We start from the raw sequence: 13808 nt of genomic DNA on the forward strand, positions 1-13808 counted from the left end.
ATATTGTTGGACAAGTAGTTCAAACAATTGAAAATCCAACAGAAGTACAAACTATCTCTATTGCAAATTATACTACAGGAGTTTATATGGTTACATTGTTTGATAACAACGGAAACTCAACAACACAACGATTTATTAAGCAATGAACAATGTGCAATGAGCAATTAACAATTTTCTTAGGAGCGAGAGCAGAGCCAAGCTTGCTTGAGCTCTGCCGAGTGACGAAAGCTGTGTGTTGGGCGCAGTCGAAGTAAAAAGATAATAGAACTGGATTAATCAGCTGAATATTAGCTTGTTGTAGAGACGTCATATTATGGCGTCTCTATTGCAATATCGACACATTGTAGAGACGGAGCATGCTCCGTCTCTACTTAAAGCCTTTAGGTAATAGAAGTTGCGGAGCACTAGCTCGATGCAACTTTTTTCATAAAAACAGTTGCATTTACTCTTTAAAAGTGATATATTTACATTTGGCTTTGCTTGTATCAACTTAAATAACTGCTGATTATGAAAAAATTCACACTAATTATTGGAATGTTAGTAGTAAGCTTTTCGCTTTTTGCACAACGATTAGCCGAACCTCAACCACGTTTGTCGAAAATGACAGACGCACCGCAAAACAACGAACAGAGAATTACCTCCAAAACAGGGGAAATAGAGGGTGATATTATTTTTGAAGAGTACTTTAATGCATCAGAGTGGAGCGCAGCCAGCGTTGATGGCGTCGCTGTTCCTGAGAATATGCCCGAAGGATGGAGTGTATTTGACGCTACAGGAAACAACTTCTTCTGGCGTTGGTCAACGGAAGGACCACGAGGTCCATATACCAGTATTCCCTGGAATGTTCCTAACGATCGCATAAAAATTAAATCAACCAGCGATACTCAGTATTGGTGGAGTGAAAAAGGGTTTTTGATGTTCGAGCTTGACTTCTATAACACTACTTCTGAAGGAGAATCAACTGATATAATAATGGATTCGTATATTCAGTTTCCACCTATTGAGACTACAGAGAACAATGCAGTAAACGTTCGTTTCGAACAGTATCACCGATTCTGTTGTGCTAGTTACGATATTGGAATAGGACCAAAATTGTACATCAGTAGTGACAACACTACCTGGACTGAATTTGATGTAGAACAAGCATCTATTAATGCCACACCTGTAACAAACCCAAGTGTATATGAAATGTCTGTTAGTAATGTTGCAGCCAATCTATCAACTGTTTATGTTCGACTACACATAAAAGGACTATCTCATTACTATTGGATGGTTGACGATTTTATATTATATGAACCATATTCATACGATGTCAGGTTAAACGGATATTGGGTTGACTATAAAAAAGATAAATGGGCAAATTATTTCACATCCGGATATAATAAAAGATTTACAGGTACCCCATATTACAATCCATACTATGCATTTCAAAAAATTTTAACCTCAAGAGCTATTGTTCAAAACTACGGTGCTCTTCCATTTTCAGATGTCCAAATTACTACAAAAGTTGTAAAAGAAGATGGAACTATTCTTGATGAAAAATCATCAGTAGTTGTAAGCAGTATTGCACCAGGAGAGATTGACACCTCTTTTGTAGCAATACATAATTATCAAATTCCAAAAACAATTGAAAGTGTGGGATCATACTATTACGATGGAGTTGTTTCCGGCTCAGTTGAGGACCAAGTACCTGAAAACAACTTATATCGTTACGATTTTAATATTACTGAAAATGTTTTTGGTTATGCAAATCCTTTAACAGCTGGCACCAGTCGCCAAAGCCCATTCATCTCTTATGGTGCCGTTGATGGCGATGGTGTTGCTGTTGAGTTTTTCTTAAATCCACCAATAGATACTATTCCCGGCACAGAAATACCTGCTCCTTACGTATTTAGAGGTATTAACACATATATAAGTAACGATGGGTATAACTGGGACATCTGGAATTCAGAAGATGTAGCTTATCTAACTGCAGAGATTTATGAGTCTGACACTGCGGGAAATTACGATTTGACTGCACCAATTATATCAAGTGCTTCAACTCCTATCTATTCAACTATGGCTGACACGTGGGTATTCCTGCCGTTTATTTCTGATGGTGCTTCTGAAAATATTACACCAACAGTTGAGGGTCAAGCATATCTTGCTGTGATTCGTTTTTTCACTGGTAATCAAAAATTCTTTATCGGTGGTGACAAAGTGACACAACCCTCCTTTCATAGTAATTTTCTTATTATCGGAGAAGAGATGGGTTGGATAGGAACGGAAATAAATATTTCGATGGAGTTAATAGTTGACAAATATTTGTCGAATCCGAGGGGTAGCGTAAAAGTTACGGTGCTTGGACCCATACATTGCTATCCAATAGTACCAATGTATAATAGTCCTGTTGAAATTAGAGTTCCGAATATCAATGAAAATGGCGAACTTATAGGAATTGATATATTAACACAAACTACTGATTTCAATGGGGTTGTTACTTTTGACAACTTAAGAGCAGGTTCATACACTGTTGCCGCAGCCTTAGTAGTAGAAGGCGGTCAAGCGATTGCTACCGACACAGATGGCAACGAAATATGGGGAAGAACAGGTGTAACCGTTCAGGGTTCAGGCACTTATGACGTAACTATTATACTTAATTATCCCATCAACATTAATGAACCAAACTTGTTGCGTAATGTTAAATTGTACCCTGTTCCATCAAACAACACAGTTACTATCGAAAGCCCTGTAAATATTTCAAGAATAGTTATTAGCAATATTGTTGGACAAGTGGTTCAAACAATTGAAAATCCAACACAAATACAAACTATCTCTGTTGCAAACTATGCTACAGGAGTTTACATGGTTACATTGTTTGATAACAACGGAAATTCGGCAACACAACGCTTAATCAAACATTAATTTAGCAAACTAATAAATTATTATAAAAAAGGGGTGGCTTTAAAGTCTCCCCTTTTTTATTCACGGTCACTGAGTTTATCGAAGTGACAGACATAAGCCCCTGGTGGTGGCTTCGATTGCTGCGCACTCAGCCACCAAAACACAAAAAAGAGGCTGTCTCTTTGTAATTTCGAGACAGCCTCCATTTTATAAAACAAATAATAAATTTATTTCACTACCCACGTATTGCCTGAATTAAGCAAATCGTCCATATTTTTAATTTTTGCTTTTTGCTTAACTTCTGCAATCTGATCTGTAACTCTTTGATCATAAGATTCTCCTTTAACTGAGCGAATTACTCCAAGAGCAACGGGCAGATCAGGATACGCCATATTGCTTAACATCAAATGTATCCCGGGATGTTTCTGATGTGCATCATGTACAAGAATATCATCTATGGTATAGCCATCTTTACCAATAGTAACCGCTTTTAGTTTAAGTCCTTCAAGTACCAAACCTTTATCCTTGTCTTTGCCAAAAATCATCTTCTCACCATGTTTCAAAACAATTGTTCTATCGTCTCTGAATTCTTTAGAAGTGAACATTTCATGTGTTCCGTCATTGAAAATCACGCAGTTCACCAACGACTCGATAACAGCCGCTCCTTTAAAACGAGCTGCCTCCTCGAAAATTTCGCTTGAAAGCTGTACCATTACATCAATTGTTCTGGCAAAAAAGTGTCCTTGAGCACCAATAACCAATTCACCGGGTCTAAATGGAGCCTCGACTGTTCCATATGGAGATGTTTTAGTTATTGCACCAAATTTTGATGTTGGTGAATATTGACCTTTTGTTAGTCCATATATTTCGTTGTTAAACAAAACGATGTTTAAGTCGATATTACGTCTCACTTCGTGTATAAAGTGGTTCCCTCCTATGGCGAGGGCATCTCCGTCGCCGGTTATTTGCCATATACATAGGTCTGGATTAGCTGTTTTTAAGCCCGAAGCAATTGCCGAGGCTCTACCGTGTATTCCGTGAAATCCGTATGTTGATACATAGTAAGGGAATCTTGACGAGCAACCTATACCCGATACAACGACTACTTTCTCTTTGGGACAACCCACGTTAGCCATTGCTTTAAGAATTGAGTTTAATATTGCGTGGTCTCCACAACCGGGACACCAACGAACCTCTTGGTCACTTTTAAAATCTGCTGGTTTATATTGTATATCTGCCATGATTATTTCTCCTCTAATATTTTTATGAAGTGTTCCTCCAATTCGTGTACTGTAAATGGTAGTCCCGCTAATTTATTGTATTGCAAATAGTTAAATTGCGGATATTTTATTCTCAAGAAGTTTGCGAATTGACCAAAGTTTAATTCACAAACAACTATTCGTTTGAAATTTGCAAATATCTCTGCCACGTTAGTCGGTAGCGGATTGATATAGTTAAAATGACATAAGCTAACATCTTTTCCTGCTTTACGCATATTTTTCACTGCATTATACAGGTGACCATATGTTCCTCCCCATCCTACTACTAACAAGTCACCTTTCTCTGCTCCGTAAACAGTTTGCTTAGGAATAACGTTCTGCACGCGCTCTACCTTTTCATTACGGAGGTTGCTCATTATTTGGTGATTTTCAGGAACATAAGACACAGTTCCAGTAATGTTCATTTTTTCTAATCCTCCAACACGGTGTTCCATTCCTGGTGTTCCTGGTATTGCCCAATAGCGATTTAAGAACTCTTCATTACGTGCATAGGGTTGATATTTTTCACCTTTTTTTGCGTAAGGAGGTTTTATTTCTGGATAATCCTTCATTGAAGGTATTCTCCATGGCTCACTTCCGTTAGCAAGGAAACCGTCAGTAAGTAAAATTACTGGCGTCATATGTTCGAGGGCTATTTTTGCCGATTCGAAAGCGTATTGGAAACAGTTACTTGGCGTAGATGCAGCAATTACAACTACAGGACACTCTCCATTACGACCATATAATGCTTGCATCAAATCTGACTGCTCTGTTTTTGTTGGTAATCCAGTTGATGGACCTCCACGCTGAACGTCAACGATAACTAATGGCAACTCTGTAATTACAGCTAATCCAATAGCCTCGGATTTAAGTGACAATCCGGGTCCTGATGTTGATGTCGCTGCCAAATCGCCTCCATATGCTGCTCCAATAGCTGTACAAATACCCGCGATTTCGTCTTCAGCTTGGAAAGTCTTAACACCTAAGTCTTTGCGCATTGAAAGTTCTGCAAGAATTTCTGTAGCAGGAGTGATAGGATATGATCCAAGGAAAAGTTCCAAACCGGCTTTTTCTGCTGCAGCAAGAAGTCCCCAGGCAGTTGCTGTATTACCATTAATATTTCTGTATGTACCAGGCTTTTGTTTAGCAGGGGCAACGTTTACACGTCTGCTTGCAAGTGCCTCAATTGTTTCTGCGTAGTGATATCCTGCTTCTAAAACTTTCTTATTTGAATTCATTACATCAGGCTTTTTCCCAAACTTATCTTTCAAATAAGTAAAAGTGTGTTCAAGAGGAAGGTTAAACATAAAGTATGTCATTCCCAGAGCAAACATATTACGCGTACGCAAAACACTTTTGTTATCAGTAGTAATATCTTTTATTGCTTCTTGTGTTAATGTTGTAATGGGAGCTTCAACAATATTAAAATCTCCTTTTTTGAACTCGGGAAGTGGATTTTCTTTATAGCCCGCTCTTTCTATGTTTTTATCGATGAATGCATCACTATTAACAATGATTGTTCCTCCCGGTTTTATCCAGCGTGTATTTGCTTTAAGTGCTGCGGGGTTCATTGCTACTAAAACGTCGCAAAAATCGCCTGGGGTTGTAACTTGATCATTGCCAAAATGCAATTGAAATCCTGACACACCTCCAACTGTGCCTTGAGGGGCTCTAATCTCCGCTGGATAATCAGGAAAGGTTGAAACATCGTTACCTAAAAGGGCTGATGTGTTCGAGAATTGCGTTCCGGTTAGCTGCATCCCATCACCTGAGTCGCCTGAAAACCGGATTACTACACTCTCCTTCTCAATTAATTTCTTTTTTTCTGCCATAACTGACTCTATTTAATTGTAAAAAAAACTGCTTAAAGTATTTTTTCGCCTATTCTCAGGTATTTGTTGAAATTGTATTTACCTGATAATTTTTGCTATAAAAAACCTTATGCAGCTTCCTATTTTATTTTATTCAATAGTTTGTTTTATTCAATTCAAAAACAAAATTACTCAATATTTTGCCATAAGCCAAACTCTTTTACAATTTAATTCAACACATTACTGATCATCAATACTTTAGTTTAGAATAAAGGTTGTTGTAATGCATAGTAAAAGCGAACCGGCGTATTAAACCATTATTTGCCATTTGCAAAACTGTTTTATCGATGATTACGCATGTTTGAGTTGTTTACTCTCAAACTTTAGATTATTTCCCTGTAGATTTAAGCGTATTTATTGTTTCTTCAAGTTTTTGGTTTTCTACCTTTATTAGTTCTAGCTCTTCGATTAGTATTTCTTCTCTGGCTCTCATCTGCTCTTGAGTTGATTGCATTTCTTCCATATTTTGACGCAACTCCTCCTCTTGTGCTTTCATTTGCATTGCCTGCTCGTTGGTTTGTTCAAGCAGTTTTTCTGTTCTTAGGTTTGCTTTCATCTTAATAATTGTCGAAGCAAGGGTTTCAGATACCTTTTCTACGAGTTCTATCGAATGTGACTCAATTTCATTAAGGCTCGCTAATTCAATAGCGCCTACAACTTCGTTGTCGGTTTTTAAGGGTATTATTAGTAATTCTTTAGGACTGCTTTCTCCTAAGCCGGATACTATGTTAATGTAGTCGTCAGGAAGTTTTTTTATATATATTTTTTCTTTTTCTAATATGCATTCCCCAACAAGTCCTTCGCCAGGCATTAAGGTCTTTTTTTCTAATCTCCTGCGGTTGTATGCATAACAGGCTACCATTTCAATAAATATATCGTCTGTTTCATTATTTACCATAAAAACCCCACCCATATTTGCCCCAACATAAGTTACAAGATTGCTTACTATTTTGTATGAAAGCTCATCAATATTATTGATATCTTGCCGCAATATATCCGAAATAGCTGTTACACCTCTGTTAACCCAGTTTTGTTGCTCAATTTCTACTTGTTGCTGCTTTTCAATTTCTTGTGTAGAGGCGAGTTTGTCTCGCATGTTTATCAGTGATTTCCCTAAAACATCTTCGTCGCTTATGAGTGGTAGCTGGGCATTTAGATCCCCTTTTGCTATTTCGTCCGCGAAAAGTGCTTTTCTCTCAATCTCAACAATAAGTTGATCTATTGATTGCGTCATTTCTCCTATTTCATCGTGACGGTGCTCATTTATTTTATTAGTTGCTTTCCCGTTTGCAATGTCGCCAATTATTGTTTTTACTTTTTTTATTGCTTCGAATATTGGGTTTACAATGTACCTATTGCTGAGTAAAAACAGTATTATTCCTAATATAACAGATAAAACAATTGCTGTCCTTAATTTTGTAAGACCTCTAAATAACTCTTCTTCATAAAAATTTACAACTAAATAGGCATCGTATGGCTTAAAATAGCTGATATACTGCCACTTAACCCTATTGTCAACCGAAAAAAGATATTTAAAATACCCCGATCCTTCACCATAGGAGAGTCTTTTTATGTGATTTTCTGCATTCAATTCATTAGTGCCTTCTTTCCACGGGTGTAATAGAAAATCTCCTTGCTGAGTTACAAGAAATGGATATCCCGTTTCGAAATACTTTCGTTCTTCAAAATATGGCTTGAGCATTTCATAGTCGGTTTCTGTAAATCCACTGTCAGTCAGAATTGCCACCATAGACATAATTTCCGATATATCACGCAAGCTACTCATCATCATACCGTGGGTATCATCTAATATTTTTTTAACTTGTTGACGGTACGTCCAATATAACGCTAGTACTGTAAAAGTTAAAAATATTAATAATAGTGACCTTACCTTGGTCTGTATGCTCAACTTTCTATAAAATTTTATCAATCTCATCTTAACGCCGTATAACTATCTTTAAATAAGTCGTTTAATATAATAATGTTTATGTTGATAAAAAACACATCTATTAATTTCATATTCAAAACAAGCCAAATACACCATTGGGTGTAATTTCTAGATAGCGGTATAAGGTTTCTCCTGCAATTATATTTATTACCCACGAAACTATCATCATTGTAAATCCGTATTTAAAAGAGTCTCCAATGCTGTATTGGTTGGTTTCGTATAACAATGCGGCAGGCTTACTATTAAATGGAAGTACATATACGTGGTTTATCATAAAGGCAACAGGTAAAGCAAGACTTACTACACTAAAATTAAATCGTGTAGCAACTCCTATAGCAATTGGTACAAAGACCATTGCCCGCATCGTTTTCGATTGGAAAAAAAGTGCACTCAATGTCATTAGTCCTGTTAATAATAGGTAAAGCATCCAAAATGGTGTTTCGCTTCCTATCCCTAAAAAGTTAAAAAAGGCACTTACCGCTAATGATGGCAAGTCTGTGTACGAAAAGGCTGTTCCTAAAGTATATGCTCCTGCCGAGAATAGCATCAAGTGCCACGGTATGTCAACTTCATTCCATTTTACTACACCTATGCGAGGCAAAAGTGCTACGATCCCCCCTACGAATGCTACAGCGGTTGGGCTTATACCGTGCAACTTATCGGTTGACCACAAAAGTAGTATGGATACAAATATAATAATTGCTTTTTTTTCAGAGAAGCTTACTTTTCCTAGTTTTTGGTACTCTTCTTTAAGGCGTTCCATACCACCTTCTATTTGTGGGACTCTTTCACTAGGTTTAAGTGGAAAAAATATTCTTGTGGCTACAATATATCCCAAAATCACGATCACTATCATCACTGGGAATTGAGCTGATAGCCATTCCGAGTAAAAAATATTTCCACCTGTAGCTCCAACTATCAGAGCAACAGCGTATAGGTGAGCTCCTGCTCCTGTCAGAAATCCTGTGGCTCCAACGTTAATATAAAAGAGATTTTGCAATACTATGCTTCGTCCGAAATTATTTCTCGAATCACCACCGGTAGCACCAAATATGGCAGCAATAACCATAAAAATTGGTAGTAATATGGCAGCTTTTGCAGTTGTTGCCGAAATAAATGCTGATAATACGACATTAATTACCAAAAAACTAATAAATATCGAGCTTGCATTTTTCCCAAACTTAATTATAAACCACAGTGCAAAACGTTTTGCAATACCCGTCGAAACTAACATACTTGCCAATATAAACGACATAATATTTAACCACATAACAGGATGCCCTAAATTGGCGTATGCCTCTTTTTCGGGTACAACATTGAAAAGTACAAGTGCGGCTATTAAAATAAGTGAGGTTAAGTAGTTAGGTATTGCTTCAGTCATCCAAAGTATCAATCCAGCAAGGAATATACCTGCAAGAAATACGTTGCTGCGTATAAATGCAACTTCACCTATTTTATCAAATGCTACTTTGGCGCTTTTCGATAGATGCGTGGGATCAATATTTTGCAAGAATGGCATATCTATGATAAACGCAAATAAAAAGAAGACTATCACTGCCAAAGGAGCCCCTATTTTAGCCAGTTGTCTCTCGAACTTACCCTTATTACGTTTTGGCAATTTATCGATACGGTAATGACTCATATCTAGAGGGTCAAATACCGCTTCATCTATTTGATCGGATACTTTAGTTGTCATTATCTGTGTTTAGGCTTTATGTTTTGCTCTGTAGTTGAAGATAAAAATTTCCGCCAATTGGCTTATGCTTATACTACAAGCATGCCAGTTGTTGCGTTGTTTTAACAATATATTTTAGTTGAAATATTTACCACTTTGTGTATGGTTTTTTCATTAACATTGAGTTGTAGTATTTTACATCTCCTGTTACTTCTTGTCCCAACCATTGTGGTTTTTCAAATTTGTCTGATTCTGATTTGAGTTCAATTTCGGCAACTATTAGTCCCTGATTTTCACCATAAAATTCGTCAACTTCGAATACAAAGTTACCCATCGGTACTTCGTAACGTGTTTTGTCTATTACTCCGGGTTCGCATATTTTCAGCAACTCTTTAACTTCTGCCACAGGTATCTCTTTCTCCCATTCATAACGGCTTGCTCCGCTTTCACTGCCAATGCCTTTGATTGTAATATATCCTTTTTCGCCCTTAACTCTAACTCTAACAGTTCTTTCAGGTACCGATGAAAGGTAGCCTTGTGTTATTCGGGTCTGCTTTACAGCATCTTTTTTAAAATCACCTTTAACAAGGAATTTTCTCTCTATTTCTTGTGCCATTTTTTACGTTGTTGTGGATTTATAGATATTATTTAGTTTGCCAATGGCTTGTTAATCATGCCTATGACCCTTTTTATTGCTTGTAAATAGTTGATATTTTCGACGCCTTCAAGCCCAACCTCTTTTATTGTTTTTTTAATGTCTTCTATTTCTGTCGATTCCGAGTTTATAGTTACCACACGTGCCCCATTAATCAACACTTCTCCATATTCGCAAATTGTGTTGTTTACCATATATCCGAATCGCTGTTTATGTACTTTTACTGCTGCTAAATCGGGGTGATTATATATTATTTCCATAAACTCATCGAAGGTGTATGTCTCTTTTTTAAGCTCAGGCATTTTCACTTGGAAAGCCGGAAATACCTCATTTTTCAGCACAGAAGCCTTTATCGGAAATTCGCCTTTCATAAGTGGATTCCACTGTTCAAGTCCGTCAACGGTTTTGATATATGTTTTTATATCCATCTTCCCGTCGCGTATTTTTGTGTTGTTTATGTCGTTAGTTCGAGAGAGAATATATATTTCGTCTGAATATCTTTCCCAAACTTTTTCTGGAACGGGCATTGACAAACGTGCCATGCGTTTAGCCGAGTTATCGAAATTTTGCCCGAACGACCTGAATTCAAATCGTGGTTTTGATTCTTCTCCGATTTTAAGTTCTTCTTTGCTCATTGTTTAATGTTTATAAGATAGGGTGTCGATTATACTACCCGACACCCTATTGTTTGATTTTAATTATTTAACTAACATTTAACTGTTACGCAGACTATTCGTTTGGAATATCTGCTGCGCCTGTTGCATCGTTTTCAGCACGAAGTGTAGGATTATCAACAACTTTCCAATCACCTGTACCGTTAGGTATTCTGCAGAATGAGCCTGGTGCCAAGTCACTTATAGTTACATCAAGATTGTCTTCAGCACCGCGTAAGAACATATCTATTAAAGCTCCTGATGGACTAAACATTTTTAAACGAACTGATTTTTTTGCCGAGAAACCAGATGAAATTGAATGATCGTATGGTTCAGCTGGATTGCCTGGATTTTCAGTGTTGTTTTTAGTTCCTAAAATGTAATATTTTCCGGCAGCTAAAATAGTATTATTGGGGATTATTCCAACGGTGTCTTGGTTGTTCCTTTCAAAATATACACCCGAAATATCAATATCTGCACTGGAATAATTGTAAAGCTCAATGAACTTTTCGTTGTCTGATGGTGCTCCAGCCCATATTTCGTTAATTACAAAGCCATCAAAACTTGGTCCTCCAACTGTAAATTCAGCTGTTGTTGTTGGAGCACCTGCAGGGTAATAAGTTATTAAATTAACCGAGTTAACAGCCTTTACGTAATATTGTATTACATCACCTTCTGTTTGTGCAGGTATTTCTCCTGAATAAGCAGTTCCTGTCGTATTTTCCATTTTTACTGTAGCAAATTCCGACTCTGTGCTTTTTTTGTAAAAAAGGTCAACGCTTTTTAATGCTCCGTTATCGTCAACGATATTTGCGGTAACGGTATACGGTCCTGTTCCTAGTACTTCAACACCTTGTATAAGTGGCGGGTTATCCTTTTTTTCTTTTTTACAAGATGTTAAAACTGCTGCTGTGCTCAAAAGAGCAATAGCCATTACACTTAAAATTGTTCTCTTCATAGTATTCATTTTTTTTAGTTAATATAAAGGTTTATTTAATTAAAAATCAATTTCAAAACGTGTTCCAACCCAATAATAATCAAATCCGCCTTTTGGAACATTCCAATTATATTTTGATGAGGCATTTTCATCGTGATCAACGTAAGCTGCATTAAGGATTATTCGCACGTTTTTCTTAGCCCAATAAGTTACTGCAAGCGAAGTTACTTTACCCTCACCTCCTTTAACATTTGCCTCTTCATCATTCAAGCTTAGATAGCTGTATCGAGCAGCTATTTCAACTGAACCTTTTTTAGATTTAGGATTGATACGTGTAAACTCCCCATCAAGGTAATTAAAATTTTGACGATCTCCAAATAGATAATATGATGCCTCAATATAGTATCCTCCGAAATTCGCATCTTCTAGATTTTGACCTGTGTAGTTAATGTCGTCATATATTTGACCACGTCTTAATGTCATAATTTTGTATTCACTTTGTATTCTGAACGATTTATATGCAAAAGCAAGTTCTGCATTGGCAATTAAAATATTTTGCACGTTTGTAACTGCGTCTGTGTCTAAGAAACGTTTTTGTGAAGTGCGGTTTTCGTCATATGTCCTGAAACGAACAGTATTATATCCTTCGTCGGTAATTTGTGGTGTGCGATACGAACCTCCTGCTCCGATTCCTAAGACAATGTCATTACCCTTAACCGGGTATCCCATTATACGACCTGTAACTGCCTTACTTGCCTCAGTACCGGTGCGTTGTTTGCGGCGTACGTCTTTAGCATCCTTATCGAACGCTTCATCAGAAAATAGACCTAATCCTGCATAAAACCATGGATGTGAGTATTTTGCTCCAATACCCATATGACGACTTGGGTCGAGCTCGCAACTCATAGGACGTTCCATAAATGACACATAGCGAGAAGTGGTGTTTGTCATCATGCCCATTGGCTCACGAAATTGTCCTACTTGGAAACTAAGAGCATCATTTACGCTGTATTGTAGGTAAGCATCATTAATGTCAACTTCGAGATCACGGAAGTCGAAGTCTATCTCACCGTACCACTTTTCACTAACTTGCGCTTTGAAAGCAAAACGCGCTCTACGTATATGTGCACCATCACTAAGCTGTATGGCATCTGCCGGATTTCCAGTTAAGGTATTCTGGGAAAGATTGTTGTCATAGTTGTCAAAAAACTTTGTAAAATCAACATTGATTCTAAAGTCTGTCCATATTTTAAATTTTTCATCTTTAGACTCAAAAGTTAGCACTCCGTCTCTCGCTTCGGTTACAAGGGGCTCTCTTTCAACTGTTTGTCCATATTGATTTAGACGTGTATTACTACTAAGAGTAAGGTCAATGCTATTTTTCCCAATCACCACAACTTCCATTTCTTCGAAGTCCGGGTGCGAAAAAATTAGGGTTTCAGTAGATTTTTGTTCAACAGCAATGCTGTAATTGCCATTTTCGTTCGATTTTGCTGTTACATCATCGCCCTTTAATCTAACTTCTACCCCTTCAATAGGTTTTCCGTCAATGTTTGACTTAATGACACCAGTAACATTTCTGGTTTGAGCCTGCACTACACATGACATAGAAATAAGCAAGCTCACGATTAATAGTCTCTGTTTTTTCATTCTCTCTCTAAGTTAAAAATTGTTTATTATTATTTGAGTTATTAATTGTTAGTAAAAATAGAAAAACTATTGCAAAAAAAAAATTTGCTTGTTTAAATCTACATCAATACGACTGATATTCAATATGTTAGAGGAATAATCACACAAATCTCTCTATAAAAAATGGCAGTCGAGATTTCAAAAGTAAGCAATTAGCTGCAGTTTTAAAAGAAAATAGCAAAAAAAAATGAGTTGGAAATAAATAAAATTGAGTTTAGGGCAAACTGCAAGAGCAATT

General features: G+C 37.0%; 10 protein-coding genes. 2 read left to right on the forward strand and 8 right to left on the reverse strand.

What is annotated here, in order from left to right:
* Together GX311_02230 and GX311_02235 are read left to right on the forward strand one after the other, a co-directional pair.
* A partial coding sequence (locus GX311_02230; GenBank protein ID NLK15197.1) for a T9SS type A sorting domain-containing protein occupies positions 1–146 on the forward strand: 146 nt, incomplete at its 5' end.
* 361 nt (positions 147–507) lie between these two features.
* Positions 508–2904 (forward strand): T9SS type A sorting domain-containing protein, encoded by a 2397-nt coding sequence (locus GX311_02235; GenBank protein ID NLK15198.1) that lies wholly within the window; start codon positions 508–510, stop codon positions 2902–2904.
* Between the two features lie 206 nt (positions 2905–3110).
* Here the strand turns inward: GX311_02235 and GX311_02240 are convergent, their stop codons facing one another.
* The 8 genes from GX311_02240 to GX311_02275 form a co-directional block, all read right to left on the reverse strand.
* Positions 3111–4124 carry a 2-oxoacid:ferredoxin oxidoreductase subunit beta gene (locus GX311_02240; protein ID NLK15199.1) on the reverse strand — a complete coding sequence of 338 codons (1014 nt, stop codon included), beginning with the start codon at positions 4122–4124 and terminating at the stop codon, positions 3111–3113.
* A gap of 2 nt (positions 4125–4126) precedes the next feature.
* Positions 4127–5974, reverse strand: coding sequence for a 2-oxoacid:acceptor oxidoreductase subunit alpha (locus GX311_02245; protein ID NLK15200.1), 1848 nt, complete (start codon positions 5972–5974; stop codon positions 4127–4129).
* Between the two features lie 367 nt (positions 5975–6341).
* A complete protein-coding gene (locus GX311_02250) occupies positions 6342–7949 on the reverse strand; it encodes a GAF domain-containing protein (GenBank protein ID NLK15201.1) in 1608 nt (535 codons plus the stop codon).
* Positions 7950–8034: 85 nt separating this feature from the next.
* Positions 8035–9603 carry a sodium:sulfate symporter gene (locus tag GX311_02255; GenBank protein NLK15202.1) on the reverse strand — a complete coding sequence of 523 codons (1569 nt, stop codon included), beginning with the start codon at positions 9601–9603 and terminating at the stop codon, positions 8035–8037.
* A 181-nt stretch (positions 9604–9784) separates the two neighbouring features.
* Positions 9785–10252 carry a CYTH domain-containing protein gene (locus tag GX311_02260; GenBank protein NLK15203.1) on the reverse strand — a complete coding sequence of 156 codons (468 nt, stop codon included), beginning with the start codon at positions 10250–10252 and terminating at the stop codon, positions 9785–9787.
* A gap of 32 nt (positions 10253–10284) precedes the next feature.
* Entirely contained in the window at positions 10285–10926 is a 642-nt protein-coding gene (locus GX311_02265) for a hypothetical protein (GenBank protein ID NLK15204.1), read from the reverse strand.
* 94 nt (positions 10927–11020) lie between these two features.
* On the reverse strand, positions 11021–11902 hold the full coding sequence (locus GX311_02270) for a lamin tail domain-containing protein (GenBank protein ID NLK15205.1): 882 nt from the start codon (positions 11900–11902) through the stop codon (positions 11021–11023).
* 39 nt (positions 11903–11941) lie between these two features.
* The gene (locus tag GX311_02275) at positions 11942–13531 is read right to left on the reverse strand and encodes a TonB-dependent receptor (GenBank protein ID NLK15206.1); all 1590 of its coding nucleotides are present in this window, start codon (positions 13529–13531) and stop codon (positions 11942–11944) included.
* Positions 13532–13808 lie beyond the last annotated feature (277 nt).

It is taken from the genome of Bacteroidales bacterium, assembly GCA_012519055.1.
Lineage (GTDB): Bacteria > Bacteroidota > Bacteroidia > Bacteroidales > Salinivirgaceae > JAAYQU01.

What these genes read in the sequence shown, in the direction of transcription:
- GX311_02255 (NLK15202.1), bottom strand. Translation starts at nt 9,603, where the DNA reads ATGAGTCATTACCGTATCGATAAATTGCCAAAACGTAATAAGGGTAAG.
- GX311_02270 (NLK15205.1), bottom strand. Translation starts at nt 11,902, where the DNA reads ATGAAGAGAACAATTTTAAGTGTAATGGCTATTGCTCTTTTGAGCACA.
- GX311_02265 (NLK15204.1), bottom strand. Translation starts at nt 10,926, where the DNA reads ATGAGCAAAGAAGAACTTAAAATCGGAGAAGAATCAAAACCACGATTT.
- GX311_02240 (NLK15199.1), bottom strand. Translation starts at nt 4,124, where the DNA reads ATGGCAGATATACAATATAAACCAGCAGATTTTAAAAGTGACCAAGAG.
- GX311_02235 (NLK15198.1), top strand. Translation starts at nt 508, where the DNA reads ATGAAAAAATTCACACTAATTATTGGAATGTTAGTAGTAAGCTTTTCG.
- GX311_02275 (NLK15206.1), bottom strand. Translation starts at nt 13,531, where the DNA reads ATGAAAAAACAGAGACTATTAATCGTGAGCTTGCTTATTTCTATGTCA.
- GX311_02260 (NLK15203.1), bottom strand. Translation starts at nt 10,252, where the DNA reads ATGGCACAAGAAATAGAGAGAAAATTCCTTGTTAAAGGTGATTTTAAA.
- GX311_02245 (NLK15200.1), bottom strand. Translation starts at nt 5,974, where the DNA reads ATGGCAGAAAAAAAGAAATTAATTGAGAAGGAGAGTGTAGTAATCCGG.
- GX311_02250 (NLK15201.1), bottom strand. Translation starts at nt 7,949, where the DNA reads ATGAGATTGATAAAATTTTATAGAAAGTTGAGCATACAGACCAAGGTA.